The sequence below is a fragment of the Methylobacterium iners genome, from assembly GCF_022179305.1.
In the GTDB taxonomy this organism is placed as follows: Bacteria; Pseudomonadota; Alphaproteobacteria; order Rhizobiales; family Beijerinckiaceae; genus Methylobacterium; species Methylobacterium iners.
Genome location: NZ_BPQP01000006.1, coordinates 149,699 through 173,123, shown reverse-complemented (window position 1 = coordinate 173,123; position 23,425 = coordinate 149,699). Strand labels below are relative to the sequence as shown.

The window sequence follows — 23,425 nt, the reverse complement described above, 5'->3', positions numbered from 1 at the left end:
CAGTCCGCAGTCATGCGGTCTGAGAACGTCCGCTTCCAAGGACCGTGCAGCCGCGCTTTCGCGGCAAGTCTGGGTCAGAGGCGGAACGTCCGCTTTTGGACGGAGGGCCAACGTCCGCTTTCCACCCTAGTCGGACCTTCGGAGCGTCCGCTTTTGTGAAGCCATATAGAACGGACGCATATGATCGGAATGAGTAATTTAATGGCTATCCACTTCTAGACGCAGAAAGGGAAGTCAACCACGATATCAGGCGTGAGCAACTCTATTATGGATATGCTCGTCGAACTTGACGATCTCGGAAATGAGGTGATAGCAGCCGTGGTTGAACTGGCTCATACATGTCGGTGTGATATCTGCTGATTTTGCTCTGTCGGCACTCGTTCGCTGTCATGGCTTCAAACTTAACTGGTTTGGATTTACTCCTTTGGGTCACGCTTCGGAGTGTCTAGTAGTTCGATGTAGCCCGAGGCCTCGGTGTTCCCGCGAGCCTGCGCCTTCCTCAGCCAAGAGATAGCCTCGACTTTATCGGCCTCTCTGGCGCGATCGAGACCCTTGCCGCGCCCCGTGGCGAGGAGCACCCCATAGGCGAATTGGCCGTCGCTATAATCCTGCGCGGCAGACTTTCGCAGCCATTCGCCTGCCTTCTCAAGGTCTCGCTCGACGAGGCTGCCCCTCTCGTAGGCAAGGCCAAGTTCATGCTGAGCGCGTGCATCGCCGAGTTCGGCAGCCTGTCGGGTGTAGCTGAACGCCTTCTTCTCATCCGCCGAGACCCCGTTCCCTTGGGAGAACATGTTCGACAGGTTGATCATCGCGGTGGTGTTTCCCTTGGCCGCGAGGCCCTCCCAGATCTCCTTCGCGGCATCGTAGTGGCCCATCTTGTACTCGGCATAGGCCCTGAGGTTGGTCACGGCATCGGCAGAGCCGTCGGCCTGTCCCGCAGCAGGGATCTCCGAGGCGGCAGGGAACGAGTCGATAGAGAAGCTGGCAGTCAGAGAAAGCGCCACTGCGAGACTAAATCCCAGGATGCGAGGCGGCATCGGTATTTCTCCTTCCAACATGACCATCAAATCCTCACCCCTGTGAATGAACAGGATCAGACTCAGCGAGCCGCAGTGACAGCCCTGATCTAGGCTTTTGCAATGATGCGCATGGTGCAGTCCGGATACTGCGCGACGAGCCGCCGTCCCCCTGCCTCGCCGAGCACGAAGACCGCCGTCGATAGTCCGTCCGCAAGAAGGCCCGTCGGGGCCGTGACGGTAGCAGAAGACAGCCCGTGCGGAGACCGCCCCGTCCTGGGATCGAAGATGTGGTGGTCGCTGCTGTCGGGCGAGAAGCTCATCGCGTAATCGCCCGAGGTTGCGGCGAAGCCCGTGAAGGGCACGACGACCTCCGCAAGGGCCGAGGGCGCGCGCGGATCGGCGATCCCGAGCCGCCAGGGTGTACCGTCCGGATGCGAGCCGCGAGCACCAAACTCGCCGGTATCAATGAAGGCGTCGGCGATGCCGTGTGCGGCGATCGCCGCCATCGCCTGGTCTGCGGCAAAGCCTTGCACCAGTGCGTTGAGGGTAACGCCCATGCCGGGACGTTCGAAACCGATCGCTTCCTCATTGATCGTGACGTCCTGCCACCCGACGCGGCCGACCGCCTCGGCGAGCGCCGCATCGCTTGGCCGCGTGCCCTTCGCCGCCGCCTTCGCCCAGAGCGGCCACAGCGGTTGCACCGTCGGATCGAAGGCCCCGTCCGTCGCCCGCGCGAGATCGAGGCCGAAGCGCAGCAGCATCACCAGGAGGGGGTCGGGATCGGCGAGCCGGCCGTCACGGTTAAGACGCGACAGGCCGCTGTCCGGGCGGAATAGGCTTGCCGCCGCCTCGACCTGCCGGACGGCGCGGAACGCGTTCCCGAGCGCCGCCTCGAGAACACGAAGTTCGGTCCCTGCCAGTGTGAACGAGATGGTGGTGCCGAGGGCGATGCCCGCGCGTGTACGCGTCGTCAGGCCGCGCCGCTCCGCAAGGGCTCGAAACGCCGGTACGCCGCCGGCCGCCGCAGCGAGCAGCCCGGCGGCACCGAGAACCACCTTGCGGCGCTCGACGCCTGACCGGTTGCAGACTCTATGGTCGCTGTTCCTCATTCGGCGGCCATCGGCTGCGGGGCAAGCGTCCGGCCGCGCTTGCGCGCCACCACCTGCGGCACGCATTGCGTCGGATCGTGGATGATCGTGACGCAATCCATGCACTGGAAGCACTCGGCGTAATCGACCTCGCCGGAGGGCGCGATGGCGCCGTAGCGGCAGCGAACCTTGCAGAGCTGGCAGGGGCTACCGCATTCGGCCCGGCGGGGAATCCAGTCGAGCAGCCGCAGGCGACCGCCGAGTGCCAGGGCAGCGCCGAGCGGGCAGAGATAGCGGCAGAAGGCCTTGTAGACGAAGAGGTTGAGGAGGATTAGCCCAACGGCGTAGGCCACGAAGGCTGGCGTCCGGACGAAGTAGAGGGTGATCGCCGTCTTGAAGGGCTCGATCTCGGAAAAGCTGTCCGCGAGGGGTGAGGCGAGGGCGGCGGCGCCCAGGATCGCGGCGAGCACGCCGTACTTCACGAAGCGTAGGCCCCGGTCGAGCGAGGGCGGCACGGTGACCTGGCGCAGGCGAAGGGCCTTCGCGGGCCGGGCGGCAAGCTCCTGCAGCGCTCCGAAGGGGCAGAGCCAGCCACAGAAGGTTCCGCGCCCCCAGACGACCAGAGTCGCCAGCACGAAGGCCCAGAGCAGGAGCGAGGGCGGGTCGTAGAGGAGGAAGCTGAGGTCGCCGTTGGTCACCGCCACCCGGACGAGGCCGACCAGCGTCACGATCGAGAGCTGGGCCTGCGCGTACCAGCCGATGAACAGGAGGGTGAAGGCGAGGAAGGCGAGCCGGAAAGCCGTGAAGCGCGTCTGGTCGGCCACGAGCCCGCGCTGGCGCACGAGCACCGGCACGAGCAGGAAGAAGGAGGCCGTGATTAGGCCGAGTTCCCAACCCCGCGCCTTCCAGGAGTCGAACCAGGTCGCCGCAGCCTCGGGCACTTCGCGGTCGAACAGGTTCGCTGGGAGGGCGTAGCCAGCGGCGAACTCGCGGGAGACCCGTTCGACCAGGATCTGGCCGCGCTCGCGGGTGATCTTCTGGGTCAGGGTCCAGGGGGCGGAGGGGTCAAAGCCGGCCTGCTGCACCATCTTCAGGATGGTCCAGGGCCCGGCCGGTAGACCTTCTACCCCGCCGCCGCGGCGCTCGATCGCCATGTCGCGGGCGTTCACCGCGAGCCCGTCCTGGATCACGGTCAGACGGTCGGGAATCGAGCCGAGGATGAAATCCTCGCCGAGCGGGTTGAGTGGGCCGGTGCTGACGACAAGGATGGCGTGGTCGCCGGGGCCGAGCTCACGCATCAAGGCGGCGAAGCGTTCCTCGCCAAGAAGGTTTCGGCCGATGGTCGGGACGTTCAGATAGGCGATGACCAAGTCCGAGAGCGGCGCCTCGAGCGAGCCCTCGCCCTGACCTTCCACCGCCGTGCCCTTGAAGGCAGCGTCCGCCTCACCGTTCGTGACCACGACCCGCTTCACGAGACCGCGCTCGATCAGTTCGGCCACGCTCCGCGGCTCGTAGAGATCCTGCTTCGCCTCAACCTTGAGCCCAGCCTTGCCCGCCGCTCCGAAGCCAAGCTTCTGGCGGGCGACGGCGAGTGAGGCGGCGAGGATCGACTCGTTAATAACCCTCGTCGAGGCGGTCGCCATCGAGATTCCGTCTACAACGGCGAGCGGCGAGGCACCATTGGCTCTCGCGCTTGGGCGCCCGACCCGGATCGTGCGCCGCGCCGACAAGCCCACATACTGCTCGACGAAGGCGAAGAGCGGCTCCGAGCCGAGACCTTCGAGGAAAACCGGCTCGTGGTGGGACAGCACCTTCACGTCGCGGAAGGAACCATCGGGCGTCAGCGCCACGAGAAGGTTGGGCGGCGTGCCGCCGAAACCCGGGATTGGCGCGAGGTCGATCGATTCGAAGGCGTAGGCGAAGATCTCGTAGGCGCCGGCCTCCTGCTTCAGGATCGGCCAGACCGGCACCGCCTCGTCTCGCTCGCCGACGACGAGGGGTGCCGGGAACTGCCGCTCCATCCCGGCACGGTCGAGGGTTCCGGCGAAGGTTGGCATGGTGAAGAGGACCAGAAGGACGGTCCAAGCCACCAAACGATGAGCCTGCAAATGCTTGCCGGTCGGTAGGCCTCGCGAGCGCAACCGGAATGCTCGGCGAACGGAGCTTGGGTCCCTTCTCCCCTGGGAGAGGGAGCCCGTCGAGGTCCGTGCGAGACGGTGATGGGTCACCTCGTGGAGCCCGTGGCGTTCGCTTCGGGCGCTGGTCGCACGGCGGCGCCCCAGGGGAAGCGACCGACCTTGATGCTCTTGATCGCGCGCTGGCTCGCGACGTCGATTACCGAGACATCGCCCGAGACGCCGTTGGTGGCGAGAAGTCGGGTCTCGTCCGAGGTCAGCGCGAGGTGCCAGACCCGGCGGCCGACGAGAATGTAGCCAAGCACCTTGTAGCTCTTGGCATCGACCACTGCGACGCGGTCCGAGGGTCCCAGCGCCACGAAGGCGAAGCGCTCGTCCCGCGTCAGGACGATCCCGACGGGCTGGATCCGGTCGTCCGCGATGCCCTTGATCGCGAACCCGATGGTCTCGATGACCTTGCGAGTGGCCACGTCGATGACGGCCACGGTGCCGCCGATCTCGGAAGAGACCCAGAGCTTGGTCCCGTCTCGGCTGAACTCGGCGTGACGCGGGCGCTGCTCGACGAGCGTCGCGTCAATCGCCTTCAGGCTCGGCACATCGATCCAGTGGACCATGTTGGTGGTTTCGGATGTCGTCACCGCGATGCGCCCGTCGGGGCTGACGGCCATGCCCTCGGGCTCGATCCCGACATCGATCTGCGCGAGCACCTTGCGGCTCTCGGCATCGACCACCGTGGTGGTGGCGTTCTCCTCGTTCGCGATGAAGAGCGTACGGCCGTCCGGTGCCAGGGCGAACTGCTCCGGGTCTTCGCCCGAGGGCAGGTCGTGCAGGAGCTTGCCGGTATCCGGATCGACCACTTGGACGGCGTCGGAATCGCTCGCGCAGACGAAGAGGCGCTTCCCGTCGCGCGAGAAGATCACGCCGCGCGGCCGCCGGCCGACCGCGAAGGTGCGGGTGACCTCAAGGCTCGCCGTGTCGATGACCGAGATCGTGTTGTCGCGCTCGTTCGACACGAAGACCTCGTCGGCGAGGACCGAGGCGGACGCGAAGGCCAAGGGGAGGAGGGCTATCCATGCCCTGCCATCCCCAAGGAACGAGGGGTTGCGCGCACGACGTTTCAGAGTGCGAGGCATCACTCGGCCCTTCCAACGAAGGCCTTGCAGGCGCTCTCGGACTGGTCGAGGCCGAGCGTGTCGAGATTGGTGCGGTGGTGGAGAAAGCCATCGATTGGCGCGGCGGCGACCACTGCGCCGGGCCAGAGCAGGAAGACGGGCTGGCGCATCTGGCCGTTCCAGGGTCGCAGGCTGAGCGCCCGGCCCTTGAAGCCTCCGACCTCGAAGGCGGGCGACAGCATCAGTCGCTGGATCGCCGCCGACTCCGCGCTCCGCAGCTTCACCGCAGCCTCCCCGACCGCGTGGGCTGCGAGCCAGCCCGCATAATCGATCGGCCGCATCGCGCGGCTCGCGAGCTTGCGGAAGCGGCCCTGAAGCTGCACCCCCGCCCAGGCCTCGACCGGGCGCCCCCAGGTGGCCGGGCTGAGGCCGTGCGTGCCAACGACGGGGCGGGCTGCCGCGGTGTTGTAGACGAGGTTCGCGCCGAACTCGTTGGTCTCGTCGGCCACCGCGACCACGTCGTGCTCGGGACCGCGGGTGATCAGCGCAAATTCGCGCAGGGCTGAATCCCGGATGTCGGCGCCCCGAACGTCGAAGCTGGTCTCGGCGACGATCCGCACGCCGAACTTGCGGGCGCTCCGGCGCAGGGCCTCGGCGTAGAGGCGATCGCCGTCGCCCGGGCCGGAGATCAGGAAGATGCGCCCCCAGCGCTTGAAAGCGAGGAATTGAACGAGAGCATCGGCGAGCATGTCTCGGGCGGGCAGGACGTGGATCAGCCGCGCCCGGCAATCGCCGTCACGAAGGCGGGTGTCGGGCGCGCCGATGTTGAGGAAGATCGTGTTCCTGGCGCCCGGTAGGTCGGCCAAGGCCAGCACGTCGTCGGCTGGCATGTTGAGGAGGACGAAGCGCGGCGCATTAAGTGCATTGAACGCGGCGATGAGATCCCCGCCCGGCTCGACCACCGTGGGCTTCAGCGCAAAGGCGAGGGACAGGAATCGGCCAGTGGCGTTGGCATCCCGCAGGCCGAGCTCCGCACCCCTTAGGCCTTCGTCCTCCGGGATCGGGTCCTCGTTATTGAGGGGGGTTGGCCGCTCGATGCGCCGTTCGAGATAATGGATCGTCACCGGAGATGGCGCTTCAGCCGTCGCAGCCATCGGCAGCAGCAACGTCGCGCAGAGACACAGAGCGGCCGCCCACATGGCGGATCGCCGACCTCCGCCGCTTCCCTGTTTCGCCGGCGCCTGCATCGCGGCCGATCCCGTTTCCGCCCCATCGTCTTTGTTGGTCGGATGATAGGCGGGAACAGCCTACGCAGCGTATTGGACCAAGGTGCATAGCCCAGCCAACCATCGACGTGCAGGCGGTGCGGTATACCAGAAGAGTCCCTGCGAGCTCGCAGACGAGCACCCGCGAATTCTTCTATCAGCGAGCCGCTGCAGCAATCGGACGAGGTGTACCAAAGCACAATGGGTTTGGACTCGAGCACTTGCTAACCATCCCTCAAGATCAGGAGGAAACGGTATGCGGAAGGTCCCCACCCTTGCGAGCATTGCGATGATCGCGCTCGCGCTGGGCCTCTCGGTACAGGGCGTGCGCGGCCACGGCGACGTGCAGCCCCAGGCTGTCGACACGACCGGCCTCGAACCCCTCGGCACCGAGTGGAAGGACGCGAACCCCTACCGCGACAACCCGAAGGCCATCGAGATCGGCACCTCAGGTTACGCCCAGAACTGCGCCCGCTGCCACGGCCTCCAGGTCGTCTCGGGCGGCCTCGCGCCGGACCTGCGCTACCTCGACAAGGGTCAGGAGGGTGACACCTGGTACCTGGAGCGGGTGCGCAAGGGTGCCATTATCAACGGCGTGACCAAGATGCCCTCCTTCGAGGGCACCCTCTCGCAGGAAGCTCTCTGGGCGATCCGCACCTACCTCGAAGCCAAGCACGAGAGCTAGCCAGCGTGCCGTCCGCCATCAGGATGGGCCGCTCGGTCCTCATCGCCCTGGGACTGATCCTCGCCGGACCGGCCTTTCCCCGGCCGCTCGACGAGGTGAAGGCGGCAGGCGAGATCCGTGTGGCGCTCTACAGCGACAACGCGCCCTTCTCCGAGGAGCAGGCGGGCCGCCAGCGCGGCATCGAGGTCGACCTGGCCCATGCCATTGCGGAGAAGCTCGGCGTGCGCCTCAACCTACGCCTGGTGGATGCGGGCGAGAACGTCGACGGCGATTTCCGGCTGAACCTCTGGCGCGGTGACCTCGCGGGCTCTCCGCTCGCCGACCTCATGCTCCACGTGCCGCACGATAAGATCCTGGCGACGCGAAACGAGCAGATCTTCCTGACGAACCCCTATTTCGACCAGCATCTCGCCTTTGCCTTCCGGCGCGACAAGGTCGAGGCCTTCGAGACCTTCGGCGACATCGAGGGCCGCGAGGTTGCGGTGGAAGGCGCCAGCGCTTCCGACATGCAGCTCCTGCTCGCCGAGGGCGGTCGCTATCGCTCCGCGCTCAAGCACTTCCGGAACTTCGACGAAGCGGCCAAGGCCTACCTCGCCGGTGAAACGTCGATCCTCGCCGGCACGCGCCCGGCGATCGAGGCGGCGCTCCACGCGGCGGGCGCCTCGCGCGAGGACAACCGGATCGTCGAGATCGCTCTGTCGGGGCTCGTGAAGTCCCGCTGGGACCTCGGCGGCGCGGTGCGGACCGATTCCCGCGACCTCGCCTATGCGGTGAGTGACGCCCTCACAGCCCTCACCTCGGAAGGGCGTCTCAAAGCGATATGCGAGGCGCACGGCGTCAGCTTCATCGCACCGAAAGGCTATTAGCGGGGCGTCGGCACCGCCGCGTCGCACCGGTACGGTTTGATAAGCAAGACGCCGAGCATTTGACTCGGCGGTTGGCGCAGCCTTGCTTGCGAGATCTTGGCGATTTTTTGTTTCTTAAAGATCGAGTTCGACTAATGGGCAATATCAAACTGCCCTGCGTGCCTATTACTATCGATGCCAAGGGGCGCAATCCGAGCAACGGAGGCTTTCGACCCTGACGGCGCCGGAGAACCGGCGCCGCGCAACCAAAACGGAGGACACCCATGAGCGTGCGAGACCATCTTCTGGCGGCGGTGGGAGCGGTCGCGCTCCTCGTCGGCGCCGCGGCGATGCCAGCCCTGGCCGCGGGCGTCAGCGAACAGGATATCGCCGACGACGCCAAGACCACTGGCGACGTCGTCACCTACGGCCTTGGCCTCCAGGCCCAGCGCTTTTCCCCGCTAAAAACGCTGAACCGCGACAACATCAAGGGCCTGACTCCGGCCTATTCCTTCTCCTTCGGTGGCGAGAAGCAGCGCGGCCAGGAGAGCCAGGCGCTGGTCAAGGACGGCGTCATCTACGTGACCGGCTCCTACTCGCGTCTCTACGCCCTCGACTCGCGCACCGGTGAGAAGCTCTGGGAGTACAATGCCCGCCTGCCCGAGGGCATCCTGCCCTGCTGTGACGTCGTGAACCGGGGCGCCGCGCTCTGGAAGGACAAGGTTTATTTCGGCACCCTCGACGCCAAGCTCGTGGCACTCGACGCCAAGACCGGCAAGGTCGTGTGGCGCAAGGACATCGACGACTTCAAGGCCGGCTACAGCTACACCGCCGCGCCGCTGATCGTGAATGGCAAGATCATCACCGGCGTGTCGGGCGGCGAGTTCGGTGTGGTCGGCCGCGTCGAGGCGCGCGATGCCGAAACCGGTGAGGTGATCTGGAAACGCCCCGTGATCGAAGGCCACATGGGCGAGCTCAACGGCAAGCCCTCGACTATGACCGGCAAGGTCAACGAAACCTGGCCCGGCGACATGTGGAAGTTCGGCGGCGGCGCCACGTGGCTGGGCGGCACCTACGATGCCGAGACCAACCTTCTCTACTTCGGCACCGGCAACCCGGGCCCGTGGAACTCGGCCATGCGGCCGGGCGACAACAAGTGGTCGGCGTCGCGCATCGCCCTCAACCCGGAGAACGGCGAGATCGTCTGGGGCTTCCAGACCACGCCGCACGACGGCTGGGACTACGACGGCGTCAACGAGTTCGTGCCCTTCGATATGCAGAAGGACGGCAAGACCGTGAAGGCCGGCGCCACCGCTGACCGCAACGGCTTCTTCTATGTCCTCGACCGGACAAACGGGAAGTTCATCTCGGCGACGCCGTTCGTCGACAAGATCTCCTGGGCCAAGGGGATCGATAAGGACGGCCGCCCAATCTACGACCCGGCCTTCCGCCCCTCCGATCCGTCGAAGTCTCAGGACGGCAAGAAGGGCTCCACCGTGTTCGCGGTGCCGAGCTTCCTTGGCGGCAAGAACTGGATGCCGATGGGCTACAGCCCGGAAACCAAGCTGTTCTACGTCCCCTCGAACGAGTGGGGCATGGACCTCTGGAACGAGCCGGTGAACTACAAGAAGGGCGCGGCCTATCTCGGCGCCGGCTTCACCATCAAACCCGTGTTCGACACCCATATCGGCTCGCTCAAGGCCATTGACCCGACCTCAGGCAAGACGGTGTGGGAGTACAAGAACAAGGCGCCGCTCTGGGCCGGCGTGCTCACGACGGCCGGCAACCTTGTCTTCACGGGAACGCCCGAAGGCTTCCTCAAGGCCTTCGACGCCAAGACCGGCGAAGAAGTCTGGAAGTTCCAGGTCGGCACCGGCGTCGTTTCCTCGCCCGTTACCTGGGAGCAGGACGGCGAGCAGTGGGTCGGCATCACGGCGGGCTGGGGCGGCGCGGTTCCGCTCTGGGGCGGCGAGGTGGCGAAGTCCACGGCCGGCATCAACCAGGGCGGCAGCTTCTGGGCCTTCAAGCTGCCGAAGACGGTCGCCTCTCGCTGAGTGCGAGAGCGGCCGCCGGGGAGCCAGGCGCTCTCCGGCGGTCGCGTTTTCGCAACGGCGTGGCACTCGGATGATGGGGATGCTAGGCTCCCGGAGATTAGGGTACGCGCCCATGCATCTCCTGATCGTTGACGATCATCCGCTGTTTCGGGACGCGCTGGGCAGCGCGATCCGCTTAGCCTACCCGGACGCCGCCCTGCACGAGGCCGACGGCATCGGCAGCGCCCTCGACGTGCTCGCCGCCTGCCGGGGCATCGAGCTCATCCTGCTTGACCTGTCCATGCAAGGCGTCACCGGCTTCGACGGCCTGCTGACCTTGCGCGCCCGCTTCCCCCGCCTGCCCATCCTGATCGTGTCGGGCCACGAGGACCCGCGCATCATGCGCGAGGCCCTCCACCACGGCGCGGCCGGCTTCGTGCCGAAAGCGGTCGACAAGGCCACCCTGACCCAGGCCATCGCCACCGTGCTCAGCGGCGCGCTCTACACGCCGCCCGCGCTCGCCCGCGCGCCTGAGCTGGCGAGCGCCGGTCGCAAGGCGCCGCTGGCCGAGCGCGTGGCGCGGCTCACGCCGCAGCAGCTGCGGGTGCTGACGATGATCCGCCAGGGCAAGCTCAACAAGCAGATCGCCCACGAGCTCGGCGTGGGTGATTCAATGGTGAAGGCGCATGTCTCCGAGCTGTTGCGCAAGCTCGAGGTGATCAGCCGCACTCAGATCGTCATCGAGACCGAACCGCTGACCTTCGTGCAGGTATAGATGGCATCTATAAAGTGACAAATGGCTGCTTGCGAAGAAACTACGAACTGCTTCTTACGGCAAAGTCGGGTCGGCATCGGAACGTCCGCTTCGGGAAGAACGGCCAAAGTCCGCTTTCCACCCTAAGCGGTCCGCCGGCTGTCGAGCTGAATGATCCTGACCGCACCGGCAACACAGACCTCGTTCGAGCCCCGTGCGAATAAGCGTGGTTTCATGGCGATGAGCCGGACTGAAGCATGACCCGCTGCACCCGCATCCTGGCCAGCAACGCCTCGATCTGACGTAGGCTCTCCTCAGACTCGGTCGTGTCCGCCTCGTCGGCCATCAGGAAGGCGATGTGGAGCATCTGCTCGACGCGGCGTTCCTCGGTCTCGCGGATGAGGCGGTCGAGGCCGGCGAGCCGGTCGTGCGGTGCGTCCTCCATCGCCTAGTCAGCTTTGGTCGACCGCTGCCGCTCGCGACGCTTGAGTTCGCGCTCGACGGCCTCGCGGATGAAGTCCGCCCGCTTCTCCTTCGGCGCCAATACCGCGTCGATCCTTGCCAAGGTGCCCTCGGCGAAGCGCGCGGGAGTCTGCTCATGGTTGATTTGAACGCGGCCCACACCAGGGCTCGTGCCTGATATCATCAATCCCGTCAAACTCGCCTCCAAAGTGATATCATCTATTGTAGATATAGATGATATCACCTAAATAGTCGATATCAGCTCGGGGAGCCGAAGGGCCGATCTCGTGAACGTGCAAGCCCTCGCAAGACTCATCGCTACGGTGCCCTGCAGCATCGGTCAGAGGATCGCTCTTCAGGTCGGTCTGCGTCTGATCGTCGAAGGCCGCCCCGACGCGACCGGCGCCTTTGTCGACTACCTCGGAGCCGCCCACACGGCGCGCTTGGTCCCGGTCCTGATCGAGGCCGGGGCTCCGGCGGAGTTCCTACGCCAAGCCATTCGGGGCGTTGTGCTCTTCGACCACAAGTCGCTTCCTGGCTTGGTCAAGCTGGCAGGCGGGCGGCGGGGCTTCGCGGAGTGGTGCCGGCGAGCGGAGTTCGAACTGCCGGCCTACCTGCCCGAGGGTGACGTCACGATCGCTCGCGGCACCGTCAACTGCACCCCGGAAGAGAACGCGGCCGGGATGCATTGGGGAATCGGTTGTCCTGGGTCGGACCCGTTCGACGGCGCCGCCTTCTTCGCCTGCGGCTGGCCTCATCCGACCGTCGTCGTCGCCCGCGTCCACCGCTCGGCACTGGTCTACTTCGTCGACGGCGTCCTGCCGTACGAGGTCCTGCCCGAGGACGTGCCGACCGCCTACGAGGTCGTGACGGATCAGGATCGGATCATGGAGGGCGCTGTCCGGTTCGCCTACCACAAGAAGAATTTGGTCTGCGGAAAGCCCTACAATCCTGCGACCGACCGCTTCGACCAATTGGCGGCCGAGCTGATCGCCTTCTGGGAAGGCAAGGGTCGGACTGAAGGTATGGCGGCGGCTGGCGTGAGCCGCGATCAGGTCGTCGTCCCGTCCTTCTAACAGCGGACCAAAATTCGAGCGGCGTCGCTCTGCTTAGGCAAGGCGACTAGACCACATCGATGAGCGGATGAGGTGCGCAGCCCCAACCAAGCTCCCGGCATGTTTCCGTTCAAGATCGATGCGGGCCCCCAGCATCTGAGGCTGGTTCGACAGATTCGCAGCGTGCCAGCTCGCGCTCGACGGCTTCGCGAATGAACTCGGCTCGTCGGTGCTTGCCGGCAACAGCATCGATACGCGCGAACACTCCGGCCTTGAATCGGGCCGTCATGACGTCACCCACGAAGCTCTTTCGCCCAGCCCGAGCCTTCTCAGCCTCTTCGGTCAAATCCATCTCCTAAAAGTGATACCGCTTTTAGGAAACGCAATGCCCGACTTTAGCACCGTTCCTGCTGTCCTAGACGGCGTTCTTTCCCTGCTTGCCGTACCGGATCATTGGGCCCGAGCCGCGGCGGCTCGGAACGCGCTTGGTCATCCGGTTCCGGTCGACAGCAACGAGGCCGTGGCCTGGAGCCTCGACGGCGCGATCGAGCGCGTCATCGGGTACTGGGAAGACGAGACGATCACCGAGGACGAGGCCGAGCGTCGCCTTGCTCTGGAGAGCGCAACTTTCACGGCTCTGGGGGTGAACACAGCGGCCATGAACGACGCGGCCGGGTACCGGAACGTCATTGCTCTGCTCAAGGCCGCCCGAAGCCGAAGCTTTAGCCCGATGGCATGATTGGGAGAAGCGTGTGAGCCGCTGCACCCCCACTGCACCCCAATCGTTCGTCTCGGGGTGCAGTCCGTCTCTCAATCCGACCTAAGTCATTGAAAGAGATGGTGCTGCTGGACAGGATTGAACTGTCGACCTCTTCATTACCAATGAAGTGCTCTACCACTGAGCTACAGCAGCTTACGGTCGCGGGGGCCTGAACGAGGCGCTGCACCGGACCGGGACGGGCATTAGCGGATCGCGTCTGCCTTGGCAATCGCAGGCGGGCGCACCCGCATCGCGCCTCACTTGGCGAAGTGGAGCTCTCGTTTGGTCACCGAGCGGATGATGCCGGACAATCCTGCCTCGGCCACCGCCTCGGCGGCTTCGGATGGTGAGAACCAGCGGCCCTCCCGCTCGTGCTGCTCCGGCCAGTGCTTCAGCTGCTTGCGGACCTCGAGCGGAAAAACCTTCACCTGACACAGCACGAAGTCGCGGCTCTTCAGGCGCTTCTCGTAGAGATAGAAGCCGAGCGGCCGCTTGCCGACTTGGCCAACGAGCCCCGCTTCCTCGTAGGCCTCGCGTGCGGCCGCCTCGTAGGGCTTGCGGCCCTTCATCGGCCAGCCCTTCGGAATGACCCACCGCCGGCTCTCGCGCGACGTGACCAGCAAGATCTCGAACCCGCCGTGGGATGTCCGTCGGAACGGGAGCGCACCGACCTGACGGCGCGCCTCGCGGTCGCTCTCTGGCACGCCTAAGGTCATCGGCTAAAAACGCGTCTGTGGGGATGAGGTTCGGTCGAGTCTGTGAAGCGCGGGGCAGCCCTGAATTGCGAGCAGCGCCTTGCCTTGGACGTGCTACTCGGAAACTGTCGCTGCCCGCCGAAATTCACGTCCAAGCCATCTCCGGATCAGGACGAACGGTGCCGCCGCGCGAAGCAGACGGTGCGTACCGGCTCTACCGGAGAAGAACTTATCCGGCAAACCAATCGGGTGCCGATCGTCCTGGCCGAGAAGATTTAGCCGCCTCATTCGACAAAGCCGTGACGCTTGCGCCGCGCGCGAGCGTCTTCGGATTCCGCACCGAAGACGAGCGACGGAATTCGATGGTGTGCGGCCGTCAGCCCGCCGCGGTGAGGTTCCGGATCACCGCGTTCAGATCCGCGCGCAACGCCTGCACCTCGGGCTCCGACATGTCGAGTTGACACATCACGGACTCACGCGCAGCCACGGCTTGGCTGCGCAACGCGGTCCCGTGAGGCGTCAGGGCGATCTCGACCTCCCGCTCATCCGATTGGCGTCGGCTCCGCAGCACGAAGCCGGCGCTCTCCAAGCGCTTGAGCACCGGCGTCAGGGTTCCGGAATCGAGACGCAGGCGTCGTCCGATCTCCGAGACGGTGACCCCGTCGGTCTCCCATAACACGAGAAGAACGAGGTATTGCGGATAGGTCAGGCCCATCCGCTCCAACACCGGGCGGTAGGACTTCGTCATCCGGTGAGCCGCCGCGTAGAGAGCGTAGCAGAGCTGATTGTCCAGGAGGAGCGGATCGACGAGCGCTGTCGTCTTCTCGACCGGAGCATCCACGACGCACACCATGCCATTCGTTCTCTGACCCGGCCGGTAGAACAGCCGACGGGGCGCTCACTGTCCAGAGGCCTTGACGCAAGGGCGGCCCACCACCTCCGGTTTATGCATCATGCAATGCGCGGCCGCGCCTGCCCAGGCATAATTTGGACCACGATACGAAGATTTTGGACTTGCCCCAAGAGGGTCGGGAAACGTGCTCGCATCGCGGATGCATGCGGCCGCACACGGCGAGCCTGGTCTTGAACGTTGCGCAGCCGATACGGCCGGAAGACGGCTTAGATGCTGTTGAGCAGGAACATGACCATTGTGGTCGCGACGGTCGTGCTCACGAAGCCGCAGAGGGCCGCGCCGAAAGACGGCCCGGATACCGCCATGCGATCGTCCTGGCTGGTCGGAACGAGGGAGATGTCGTGGGAGACGGCACCGGTGTTCATGGCATCTGACCTTGTCTGGCCGCGGGTTGCTCGCGGTGTGTGATACTATCTGTGCACTCGCCGCAGCCGAGCCGCTGTGCAGGTCCGCACCTGTTTAGTCGCAGTGGTTCACTTTCTTCGCCACGCGCAGGGCTCGCGATTCACTGCGCAGATCGATCGCGATGATCCCTGCGCCGCAATCCTCGAACGCATCGCGAGCGTCGGCATAACGATCGCCCACCTCGTCGAGAGTCTCGCAGACCCGGTCGCGATCACCGATCCGAGCTTCCTGGCGAGCCTGGAAGCGCAAGGCCTGCGCCTCATCGACCTTCCGCTGTGCCATCAGGCATGAGGGCGCAGCGATCGCGGGCAGCGCGAGAGCCACCAGGCCAAGCGTGAGTGCGGTGAGGCGGCTTGCATGACGCATGACGGAACCGGTCTGGATGTCCCGAAGGGTGAGAGGCACCGCCGACAAGATGTCGGCGAGACCCCGTCATTGTCGTCCATTCAGGTCCGAGCAACGGCCGACCGAAGCTCAAGGTTCCACCCGGTCCCTGGCGAGTTTCGTCGAGCGTCGCGAAGCGAGAATTGTAGGCAAACTCACCGGAGCAAAGGCGTGCGCGTCGACGCCGACGTCGTACTGGCGCGGGATCGGCTTCAGCTTGCCGTGTGAATGACCGTGCAGGTCGATGACGCCGCGGCCCATCCGGTTCCAGGTCCGGAAGGCGTAGTGGCAGAGGACGAGACGATGCTCGTCGACGACGATCTCGGCGTAATGCGCCCTCGACGCCCAGCCGGCCGCGACAAGGGTTCGGGGCCCATCGTTGTTGCCGATGATGAGGTGCTTGATGCCGTGGAGCGCTCCGAGCAGCTCCGCGATCCGCTCCTCCGAGGGGCCCAGCGCGAAATCGCCGAGGTGCCAGACCTCGTCGTCCGGCGCGACCACCGCGTTCCAGTTCGCGACAAGCGCGGCGTCATGGCTCGGAAGGTCGGGGAAAGGCCGCCGATCGATGCGCAACACGCGCGGGTCGCCGAAATGCGTGTCGCTCGTGAACCAGATCGCCATGCCGCTGCGCGCCCTCCTCCGTTGGCGGGACAACGCCGTTGAGGCCGCTTCAGCGCCCAGGACTGAAGCGCAGGGGAACCGTGACCGCGAGCGAACTGCCGGCGAAGCCGGCCGGCGCGGCCGGCAATGCGCCACGCACCGCCGCAAGGGCCGCATTGTCGATGGCACCGATGCCGCTCGCGCTGGCGAGGCTCGCGCTGAGAACCTGGCCCGTCCGTGAGACCGTGAAGCGCACGACCGCGAGGCCGCCGGGGGTGCCGGCTGCCGCGTTCCGGTTCATACGGCCCTGGATGGCGGAGCTGAGCGCGCCCTGCCAGACCCGCAGGGCGTTGGGATCGTTGCCGCTCGCGGCGGCCCCGCTGCTGTTCTGACGCGAGCTTGCCGCCGCGTTGCGTTGCGAATTGCCCTCGACGGCCGCCTGCGCGCGCCGTGCCGCGTCGCGATCGGCCTTGGCCTTGGCGGCGGCCTTGATCCTGGCTTCGCGCTCGGCCTCGCGCTTCTCCGTCATCGCCTCCAGGCGGCGCTGCTCACGTTGCGCCTCCCGTTTCCGCTCGATCGCCGCTCGGCGGCGCGCCTCCTGCTCGGCGGCGAGCTTCGCCGGATCGGGCAATTGCGGCTTCGGCTTTGCGATCTCCACGGGCTTGGGCGGCTCCGGCGGCTTGGCGACGACGGGCGGCGGAGGGGCGAGCGGCTCGGATTCCTGAGCCTGAGAGGTGATCACCTGCTCATCGGGGGGAGGCGGCGGAGTGTCGGGCACCGCTTCGGTCACCGTCTCCGGCGGCGGTGGCGGCTGCGCCTCCTCGGGCATGACCTGGGTCATTTCCGTAGGCGGAGGCGGTGCCGCCTCGTCCGGACGAATTTCGGCCGTCTCCGCCGGCGGCGGAGGTTTCGTCTCCTCGGGCGCCTCAACCGGATTCACGGCCTCCGGCTCGCCCTCGGGCTTGGCGGTCTCCGGTATGGCCTCGGAGCGCGCAACTTCGGCAGGTGCCTGGTTGCCGGCCTCGATCATCTGCGGGGCGAGGTCGATCGAGACCACGCTCTCGCCGGGAGGCGCCGTCGGCGTCGGCGTGTAGAGCGCGAGCCCGGTGATGGCCGCAACATGGAGAGTGAGCGCGACGAGAAGGGCCGGGCCGAGCCCGGAGGGTCGATCCCCGGGATCGTCGTTGAAGGCGAGCGCGCTCATGATGCTATCGCGTCGCGCCCGCTGCCGGCGCCGGCCCGCCGGGCGATTGCGCGATCAGGGAGACCTTCGTGAAGCCGGCCTGCCCGACGATGCCCATGACCTCCATGATCTTGCCGTAGGGTACGTCGCGGTCGCCGCGCACCAGCATGACCTGGCTCGGGTCCTCGGCCGCGAGCGCCCGCAGCCGCGCCATGATCGTCTCCGGGCTCAGGGCCTCCTTGGCGAGGAAGGGGTTGCCGTCCTTGTCGATGGAGATCTCGAGCGGCTTCTTCGCCTGGGCGACCTTCGCCGCGCTGGTCTTGGGCAGCTGCACGGGCACGCCCGTGGTCATCAGGGGGGCCGCCACCATGAAGATGATCAGCAGCACGAGCATGACGTCGACCATCGGCGTGACGTTGATCTCGGACATCGGCGTCGTATCGAGGCCGTCCTCGTCATCGCCGCCCGTGGAGCGGATTGAACCCATTGCCATCGCTGACTTACGCCCTCCCGGGGCCGCTGCGCTCCACCTCCTGTCGGGAGGGAGTGCCGGTTCCTCGAATTACTCTGCCGCGGCCGCTCGGCCGTGAACGCTGCGGTCCCGGGCGAGGCGGTTGCCGAGGACGCCGATGCTGGAGACGAAAGCCGACTGGATGCGGCCCAGGTCATTCGTCAGCTTGTTGTAGGCCATCACCGCGGGGATCGCGACGACGAGGCCGATGGCGGTGGCGAAAAGCGCCTCGGCGATACCCGGCGCGACGACCGCGAGGGAGGTGTCCTGGCTCCTCGCGATCGACGAGAACGAGTTCATGATGCCCCAGACCGTGCCGAACAGCCCGATGAAGGGCGCGGTCGAGCCTGATGTGGCGAGCAGCGGGAGGCCGCTCTGCAGACGCTTGACCTCGCCCGTGAGCGCGGCACGCATCGCGCGCTCGATCCGTTCGCGGCGTTCCGCCCTGCTTTCGCTCGCGTCCTGGTCGCGCCAGGCGTCGAGAGCGGCCTTGACCACGCGCGAGGCGATACCCTCGCTGCCCGTCTCGAGGCTCCCGCCCGAACGCACCAGGGCCTCGAAGGCGCGCGCCTGCCGCTTCGCGCTGGCAAGCCGCACGGCCTTCTCGATGACCACTGTCCAGCAGGCGACCGAGGCGATGGCGAGCAGCAGCATCACGCCCTTCACGATCGGATCGGCCTGCAGGAACAGACCTACGAAGGAGAGATCGTGCGCGACCGCTGCGGGCGCGGAGGTCGGGTCCATGTCGGCTCCTGGGTGAGGAATCGCGGATAGGTTCAGCGCGTGAAGGGGGCGGAGGCCTTGCTCTCGGTCTCCACGCGCTCGAGGCAATTCTCGCGGCTCGCCTCGCCCCCTTCGCAGGTGAGGACATCGTTCAGGAGGACGCGCCCGATCTTCGGGCAGGCGAGCGCCGGGAAGTCGAACAGCCGCACCATGGTCTTCTTCTCTTGGATCGGCCCGAGTTCGACGGCGAGCCGCCTCTGCGCCACACCCTCGGTATCGAAGGCGAAGAGATCCACCTTGAGCGATTTCAGGCCGGGACCACGGCTGTTGTCCACGAGCAGGTAGGTGCGGCAGGCCTCGCCCGCAGTCTCGAGGCGGTTCAGTTCGAGCTTGAGAACGGGGACCTTGTTCTCCTGCGCCAGGACGGAGCCGGGAGTGGCAGAGAGGGCAAGGCCCAGCAGGCCGGCAGCAAGCCCGGTTCGCATCCCCATCACGTCTCGTCCCTCGTCCATTCTCGTTCCCCGCCCGCGATGCTGCGCGGCCAGGTTCTGCCCAGAGGCTCCCCGGATCGAACCGGTTCGGGACCTGACCGGAAGCCTCGCTCAGCCTGGAAAGAACGGCCGCGCGCCGTGTCGCCGAAGCTCGGGGCTGTGTCTGCCGCTCGCGCCGTGGAGTATCCGGTTTGAGGTCGGCAGATCAAGGTGCCCGCTGGAAATGAGAGCAGTTCCAAACTGTTACCATGGGCTGCCGGAGTGGCTTCATGGCGATCTTGCCGGATGCACCCAGATCCGATTGCCGAAAATGCCCATTCGGCAACCAGCAGGGAGCATCAAGGCTCCCCTTGATGCCCTCAGCGGCCACCTCCATATCGAGCGGGCCGGCGAGCGATCGCCGGAAGGGGTGCTGCATCGGCGGGCTCCGAACACCGAAGTGCCTCGACTGAGAGCGCCGCCCCAGGGCGGGTTTTCAAGGGCTTCGCGAAGGACCACGGACTTGACGACACGACCCTCTCCGTTCGGGCATCCCTTTCTGCTCGGCTTCGACGAGATCGAACAGGCGCTCGACCGGGTCTCGAAAGCCGCAAACGACGGGTATCCACCCTACAATATCGAGCGTGTGCCGCGCACCGAGGACGAGCCGGAGCGGCTCCGCATTACCTTGGCCGTGGCAGGGTTCACTCGCGACCAGCTCGACGTGATGCTGGAAGAGAACCAGCTCGTCGTCCGCGGCCGGCAAGTCGACGAGAAGACGCGTCAGTACCTCCACCGCGGCATCGCCGCGCGGCAGTTCCAGCGCGCCTTCCTGCTGGCAGACGGAATGGAGGTGATGGGGGCGGACCTGTCGAACGGTCTCCTCTCCATCGACCTCACCCGGCCGGAGCCGGAACGGATCATACGGAAGATCGCCATCGCCTCGCGCGACCTTTGACCCGCTGCACCTTCGGGAACGCCGCCGCGGGCCGGGGCTTTCCCTCACATGACGCTCTGCCTCGAAAGGAGGGCATGACATGACCGACTTCAATCACAACCCGCTGACCGGCGCCGACCTCGATCCGGCCGAGTTCGAGGCTGCCGACCTCGCCGCTCTCGGCGAGGGCCACATCGCCTATGTCCGGCCGATCCGCTCGGACGAGGTGAAGCGCCTCTTTCCGCAGGCGCCGGAGCTCGCGCCGGGCCTCCACCTCTTCGCGCTCCTCTCCGCCAGCGGCGCCCCGATCCTTCTCGCGGATTCCCGCGACGTGATTGTCGCGAACGCGACGGCCAACGATCTGCTGCCGGTCAGCCTGCACTGATCCCTCGAGCGAGCGAATCCACCGCCCCCACCAGCCGCGCGATGTCCTGCGGCCGGGAGAGGCGGTGGTCGCCGTCCTTGATCAGAGTGAGGACGCTGCCCGCCGCAGGCAGACGCTCAAGGATCCGTAGGGCGTGCGCGTATGGCACGTCGGGGTCCGCCATCCCCTGGAGGATGTGGACCGGGCATCCGGGGTCGATCGGCTGATCGAGAAGCAGGTGCCGTCGCCCGTCGGCGATCAGGGCCCGCGTGATCGGGACCGGCTCGGGGCTGTACTCGGAGGGACGCATCCAGGCGCCCTCTCGCTCGATGGTCGCACGGATCTCAGACGGGAACTGCGCCCACATCAGCGCCTCGGTGAAATCGAGTGCCGGGGCGATCAGTACGAGGCCCGCCGGCGGCCGTTCGGCCGACAGCGCGGCCAGGCAGGCGATCCAGCCGCCCATCGACGAGCCGACGAGGATCGCCGGTTCCTGCGCGAAGGCGTCGAGGACCGCGCGCGTATCCTCAAGCCAGGTCGAGATCGTGGAATCGGCGAAGCGCCCGCCCGACTCGCCGTGCCCCGTATAGTCGAACCGCACGAGGGCGCGTCCCCGCGCGCGCGCCCATTCGTCGAGGGCGAGCGCCTTGGTCGCACCCATGTCGGAGCGGAACCCACCGAGCCAGACTACGGGCGGCCCCTCCCCTGCGCGCAGCCTCACCGCGATCTCCCGCTGCGCCGCACCGGTGCCGACCGTCAGCCGGATCGCCTCTTCGCCCATGCCGGCTCCTCTTCCTTGCGCATCGCCCGATTCGATGCGCCGCCTTCGCATTTCGTTTACCGAACCGTAAAGCGCCGGGGCGATGCTGAGGGCATGATCGCAAGCACAGGCAACAGCCGCTCGCGCCGACCCGGGCGCCATGGGCGGAAGGAAACGCCATGACCGGCGAGATGCGCACGAATGGCGGGTTCCGCAGCGAGGCCGCCCCGCTCGCGGGTGCCGCCATCCTGCAGATCGTGCCGGCCCTCGACGCCGGCGGAGCCGAGCGCACCACCGTGGATGTCGCCGCCGCACTCGCCGCAGCGGGCGCCCGGTCGCTCGTTGCCACGGAGGGCGGGCGCCTCGTCGGCGAACTCCAAGCCAAGGGCGGGGTCTGGCTGCCCTTCCCAGCCGCCTCCAAGAATCCGCTCGCGATGGCCCTCAACGTGGCGCGCCTCGCCCGGCTCTGTCAGCGAGAAGGCGTCCAGGTGGTGCATGCCCGCTCACGGGCTCCGGCCTGGGTGGCGCTCGGCGCGGCGCGGCGCCTCGGCATTCCCTTCGTGACGACCTATCACGGCAGCTATTCGGGCCGGACCGGGGTCAAGGTCCTGTACAATTCCGTGATGGCGCGCGGCGACGTCGTCATCGCGAACTCGCACTACACCGCAGGCCTCATTCGCGCGCTCCATCCCGAGCAGGCCGGCGACCGGGTCCGGGTCATCCATCGCGGCACGAACCTCGCACTGTTCACGCCGGCCGCCGTCGGCGCAGGTCGAGTCGAGGCGCTTCGCCGGGGCTGGGGCGTCGCGCCCCATGAACGAGTCGTGCTGCTCGCCGCGCGACTGACCGCGTGGAAGGGCCAGCGCGTGCTGATCGAGGCCGCCGCCCTGATGCGCGACCGTGGGCTCAACGACCTCGCCATCGTGCTGGCCGGCGACCCGCAGGGACGCTCCGCCTACGAACGCGAGCTCGACGCTCTCATCGCCGCCCGCGGGCTCGAGGGCGTAGTCCGGCGCGTCGGCCATTGCACCGACATGCCCGCCGCGTTCCGCGCCGCCTCCGTCGTCGCCGTGCCCTCCGTCGAGCCCGAGGCCTTCGGGCGCTCGGCCGTCGAGGCGCAGGCGCTCGGCACCCCCGTCGTCGTCTCGGACCTCGGGGCCGTGCCCGAGACCGTTTTGGCGCCGCCGGACACGGCGCCGAGTCAGCGCACGGGCTGGCGGGTCCCGCCGGGCGACGCGCCCGCGCTCGCCGACGCGATCATCGAGGCGCTCGGCCTCGGCGCCAGCGCCCGCGACGCCCTTGCGCGCCGCGCTCGGGCGCATGTCGAGGCGCATTTTTCCCTCGAGCGCATGATCGCCGATACCCTGGCGATCTATGCCGAGTTGCTGTCCGGCCCGCCATCGCGCTGACGCGACACTGGTCGACCGAACGAAACCACGCGACGAATGTTGACTTGTCGCCAATCTCAGCCAAGGTACATCGGCCCGGAGGCCGGGAGCGATTGGTGGCCAGGACCAGCCCGTGAGGGTGCCGTCCATCGGCTGCCGTTTCGTCGTTTCATCAGGAGATCAAAGCCATTCGTAGACCAATGAGAGCTATGCCGGCCCCGCAGAAGGACGGGCCGCGCGCCAACCGGGACATCCGTGGCGTCCGCGACGTGCAGCTCATCGACGATACCGGCCTGAACCGCGGCGTCGTCCCCTTCTTCGATGCCCTCGCGCTCGCGGAAGAAGTGGGCCTCGACCTCGTCGAGATCGCGCCCAACTCCGTCCCTCCCGTCTGCAAGCTTCTCGATTACGGCCGCTTCCGCTTCAACGAGCAGAAGAAGCAGAACGAGGCGCGCAAGAAGCAGAAGACGGTCGAGGTCAAGGAGATCAAGCTCCGCCCCGGCATCGACAAGCACGATTACGATACCAAGATGAAGGCCGTGCACCGGTTCTTCGAGGAGGGCGACAAGGTCAAGGTGACCCTGCGCTTCCGCGGCCGCGAGATGGCCCACCAGGACATCGGCCTGCGCCTGCTCGAGCGCGTCAAGAACGAGACGCAGGAGATCGCCAAGGTCGAGAGCGAGCCCATGCTGGAGGGCCGCCAGATGATCATGATCTTGGCCCCTCGGTGAGGGTTCCTGCTCCGTTCGGGGCGCGACGGCAACCGGGAAGACTTGGCGAAGATCGAATTCCTGCCAATCACCGTCATTCCGGGGCTGCTTAGCAGAACCCGGAATCCAGAACCGCTGACGTGGCAGACGGGATCGCTCTCGGCGGTTA

General features: G+C 66.7%; 27 protein-coding genes and 1 tRNA gene. 10 read left to right on the top strand and 18 right to left on the bottom strand.

Annotated elements, in window-relative coordinates; genetic code table 11:
* Window positions 1-416: 416 nt before the first annotated feature.
* From MFF55_RS02660 to pedA1, 5 genes are all read right to left on the bottom strand, one after another.
* Entirely contained in the window at window positions 417-1,037 is a 621-nt protein-coding gene (locus tag MFF55_RS02660; RefSeq protein WP_238242520.1) for a tetratricopeptide repeat protein, read from the bottom strand.
* A gap of 89 nt (window positions 1,038-1,126) precedes the next feature.
* The gene (locus tag MFF55_RS02655; protein ID WP_238242519.1) at window positions 1,127-2,128 is read right to left on the bottom strand and encodes an FAD:protein FMN transferase; all 1,002 of its coding nucleotides are present in this window, start codon (window positions 2,126-2,128) and stop codon (window positions 1,127-1,129) included.
* The gene (locus MFF55_RS02650; protein WP_238242534.1) at window positions 2,125-4,164 is read right to left on the bottom strand and encodes a 4Fe-4S binding protein; all 2,040 of its coding nucleotides are present in this window, start codon (window positions 4,162-4,164) and stop codon (window positions 2,125-2,127) included. The genes MFF55_RS02655 and MFF55_RS02650 overlap by 4 nt, the downstream gene beginning before the upstream one ends.
* Window positions 4,165-4,331: 167 nt before the next feature.
* Window positions 4,332-5,375 carry a YVTN family beta-propeller repeat protein gene (locus MFF55_RS02645; protein WP_373874701.1) on the bottom strand — a complete coding sequence of 348 codons (1,044 nt, stop codon included), beginning with the start codon at window positions 5,373-5,375 and terminating at the stop codon, window positions 4,332-4,334.
* A complete protein-coding gene (gene pedA1 / locus MFF55_RS02640; protein ID WP_238242533.1) occupies window positions 5,375-6,508 on the bottom strand; it encodes a lanthanide ABC transporter ABC transporter substrate-binding protein PedA1 in 1,134 nt (377 codons plus the stop codon). The genes MFF55_RS02645 and pedA1 overlap by 1 nt, the downstream gene beginning before the upstream one ends.
* 367 nt (window positions 6,509-6,875) lie before the next feature.
* Between pedA1 and pedF the strand changes: the two genes are divergently transcribed.
* The 4 genes from pedF (at window position 6,876) to MFF55_RS02620 (ending at window position 10,957) form a co-directional block, all read left to right on the top strand.
* Window positions 6,876-7,304: a cytochrome c-550 PedF gene (pedF, locus tag MFF55_RS02635; RefSeq protein ID WP_238242517.1), complete on the top strand. Its 429-nt coding sequence runs from the start codon at window positions 6,876-6,878 to the stop codon at window positions 7,302-7,304.
* Between the two features lie 23 nt (window positions 7,305-7,327).
* Window positions 7,328-8,170 (top strand): substrate-binding periplasmic protein, encoded by an 843-nt coding sequence (locus MFF55_RS02630; protein ID WP_238242532.1) that lies wholly within the window; start codon window positions 7,328-7,330, stop codon window positions 8,168-8,170.
* A gap of 263 nt (window positions 8,171-8,433) precedes the next feature.
* Window positions 8,434-10,203 carry a PQQ-dependent methanol/ethanol family dehydrogenase gene (locus MFF55_RS02625; RefSeq protein WP_238242516.1) on the top strand — a complete coding sequence of 590 codons (1,770 nt, stop codon included), beginning with the start codon at window positions 8,434-8,436 and terminating at the stop codon, window positions 10,201-10,203.
* A 112-nt stretch (window positions 10,204-10,315) separates the two neighbouring features.
* The gene (locus tag MFF55_RS02620) at window positions 10,316-10,957 is read left to right on the top strand and encodes a response regulator (protein WP_238242515.1); all 642 of its coding nucleotides are present in this window, start codon (window positions 10,316-10,318) and stop codon (window positions 10,955-10,957) included.
* A gap of 211 nt (window positions 10,958-11,168) precedes the next feature.
* Here the strand turns inward: MFF55_RS02620 and MFF55_RS02615 are convergent, their stop codons facing one another.
* Together MFF55_RS02615 and MFF55_RS02610 are read right to left on the bottom strand one after the other, a co-directional pair.
* Window positions 11,169-11,381, bottom strand: a complete 213-nt coding sequence (locus MFF55_RS02615) for a hypothetical protein (RefSeq protein WP_238242514.1) — start codon at window positions 11,379-11,381, stop codon at window positions 11,169-11,171.
* A gap of 3 nt (window positions 11,382-11,384) precedes the next feature.
* Window positions 11,385-11,594 carry a YlcI/YnfO family protein gene (locus MFF55_RS02610; RefSeq protein WP_238242513.1) on the bottom strand — a complete coding sequence of 70 codons (210 nt, stop codon included), beginning with the start codon at window positions 11,592-11,594 and terminating at the stop codon, window positions 11,385-11,387.
* Between the two features lie 91 nt (window positions 11,595-11,685).
* On the opposite strand from MFF55_RS02610, the gene MFF55_RS02605 reads away from it, so the two are divergent.
* On the top strand, window positions 11,686-12,474 hold the full coding sequence (locus MFF55_RS02605) for a hypothetical protein (RefSeq protein WP_238242512.1): 789 nt from the start codon (window positions 11,686-11,688) through the stop codon (window positions 12,472-12,474).
* A gap of 208 nt (window positions 12,475-12,682) precedes the next feature.
* Window positions 12,683-13,192, top strand: coding sequence for a hypothetical protein (locus MFF55_RS02600; RefSeq protein ID WP_238242511.1), 510 nt, complete (start codon window positions 12,683-12,685; stop codon window positions 13,190-13,192).
* Between the two features lie 99 nt (window positions 13,193-13,291).
* Here the strand turns inward: MFF55_RS02600 and MFF55_RS02595 are convergent.
* The 10 genes from MFF55_RS02595 to MFF55_RS02550 form a co-directional block, all read right to left on the bottom strand.
* Window positions 13,292-13,366: transfer RNA gene (locus MFF55_RS02595), tRNA-Thr, on the bottom strand.
* Between the two features lie 104 nt (window positions 13,367-13,470).
* Window positions 13,471-13,929, bottom strand: a complete 459-nt coding sequence (locus MFF55_RS02590) for an NUDIX hydrolase (protein ID WP_238242510.1) — start codon at window positions 13,927-13,929, stop codon at window positions 13,471-13,473.
* 355 nt (window positions 13,930-14,284) lie between these two features.
* Window positions 14,285-14,761 carry a MarR family winged helix-turn-helix transcriptional regulator gene (locus MFF55_RS02585; protein ID WP_238242509.1) on the bottom strand — a complete coding sequence of 159 codons (477 nt, stop codon included), beginning with the start codon at window positions 14,759-14,761 and terminating at the stop codon, window positions 14,285-14,287.
* A gap of 266 nt (window positions 14,762-15,027) precedes the next feature.
* On the bottom strand, window positions 15,028-15,186 hold the full coding sequence (locus MFF55_RS02580) for a hypothetical protein (RefSeq protein WP_238242508.1): 159 nt from the start codon (window positions 15,184-15,186) through the stop codon (window positions 15,028-15,030).
* A gap of 94 nt (window positions 15,187-15,280) precedes the next feature.
* Complete coding sequence (locus MFF55_RS02575; protein WP_238242531.1) at window positions 15,281-15,592, bottom strand: hypothetical protein; 312 nt, start codon at window positions 15,590-15,592, stop codon at window positions 15,281-15,283.
* Between the two features lie 108 nt (window positions 15,593-15,700).
* Window positions 15,701-16,231 (bottom strand): metallophosphoesterase, encoded by a 531-nt coding sequence (locus MFF55_RS02570; RefSeq protein ID WP_238242507.1) that lies wholly within the window; start codon window positions 16,229-16,231, stop codon window positions 15,701-15,703.
* A gap of 49 nt (window positions 16,232-16,280) precedes the next feature.
* On the bottom strand, window positions 16,281-17,414 hold the full coding sequence (gene tolA, locus MFF55_RS02565) for a cell envelope integrity protein TolA (RefSeq protein ID WP_238242506.1): 1,134 nt from the start codon (window positions 17,412-17,414) through the stop codon (window positions 16,281-16,283).
* Between the two features lie 4 nt (window positions 17,415-17,418).
* A complete protein-coding gene (gene tolR, locus MFF55_RS02560; protein ID WP_238242505.1) occupies window positions 17,419-17,886 on the bottom strand; it encodes a protein TolR in 468 nt (155 codons plus the stop codon).
* A 69-nt stretch (window positions 17,887-17,955) separates the two neighbouring features.
* A complete protein-coding gene (locus tag MFF55_RS02555) occupies window positions 17,956-18,648 on the bottom strand; it encodes a MotA/TolQ/ExbB proton channel family protein (protein ID WP_238242504.1) in 693 nt (230 codons plus the stop codon).
* A gap of 32 nt (window positions 18,649-18,680) precedes the next feature.
* The gene (locus tag MFF55_RS02550) at window positions 18,681-19,139 is read right to left on the bottom strand and encodes a Tat pathway signal protein (RefSeq protein WP_373874698.1); all 459 of its coding nucleotides are present in this window, start codon (window positions 19,137-19,139) and stop codon (window positions 18,681-18,683) included.
* A 481-nt stretch (window positions 19,140-19,620) separates the two neighbouring features.
* Between MFF55_RS02550 and MFF55_RS02545 the strand changes: the two genes are divergently transcribed.
* A complete protein-coding gene (locus tag MFF55_RS02545; RefSeq protein WP_238242503.1) occupies window positions 19,621-20,055 on the top strand; it encodes an Hsp20 family protein in 435 nt (144 codons plus the stop codon).
* A gap of 79 nt (window positions 20,056-20,134) precedes the next feature.
* The gene (locus MFF55_RS02540) at window positions 20,135-20,419 is read left to right on the top strand and encodes a BQ00720 family protein (RefSeq protein WP_238242502.1); all 285 of its coding nucleotides are present in this window, start codon (window positions 20,135-20,137) and stop codon (window positions 20,417-20,419) included.
* Here MFF55_RS02540 and MFF55_RS02535 read toward each other — a convergent pair.
* Entirely contained in the window at window positions 20,406-21,179 is a 774-nt protein-coding gene (locus MFF55_RS02535; RefSeq protein ID WP_238242501.1) for an alpha/beta hydrolase, read from the bottom strand. The two genes, MFF55_RS02540 and MFF55_RS02535, sit on opposite strands and share 14 nt — an antisense overlap.
* Before the next feature lie 158 nt (window positions 21,180-21,337).
* Between MFF55_RS02535 and MFF55_RS02530 the strand changes: the two genes are divergently transcribed.
* Together MFF55_RS02530 and infC are read left to right on the top strand one after the other, a co-directional pair.
* Complete coding sequence (locus MFF55_RS02530) at window positions 21,338-22,567, top strand: glycosyltransferase family 4 protein (RefSeq protein ID WP_238242500.1); 1,230 nt, start codon at window positions 21,338-21,340, stop codon at window positions 22,565-22,567.
* A gap of 188 nt (window positions 22,568-22,755) precedes the next feature.
* Window positions 22,756-23,277 carry a translation initiation factor IF-3 gene (gene infC / locus MFF55_RS02525; protein WP_238242499.1) on the top strand — a complete coding sequence of 174 codons (522 nt, stop codon included), beginning with the start codon at window positions 22,756-22,758 and terminating at the stop codon, window positions 23,275-23,277.
* Window positions 23,278-23,425 lie beyond the last annotated feature (148 nt).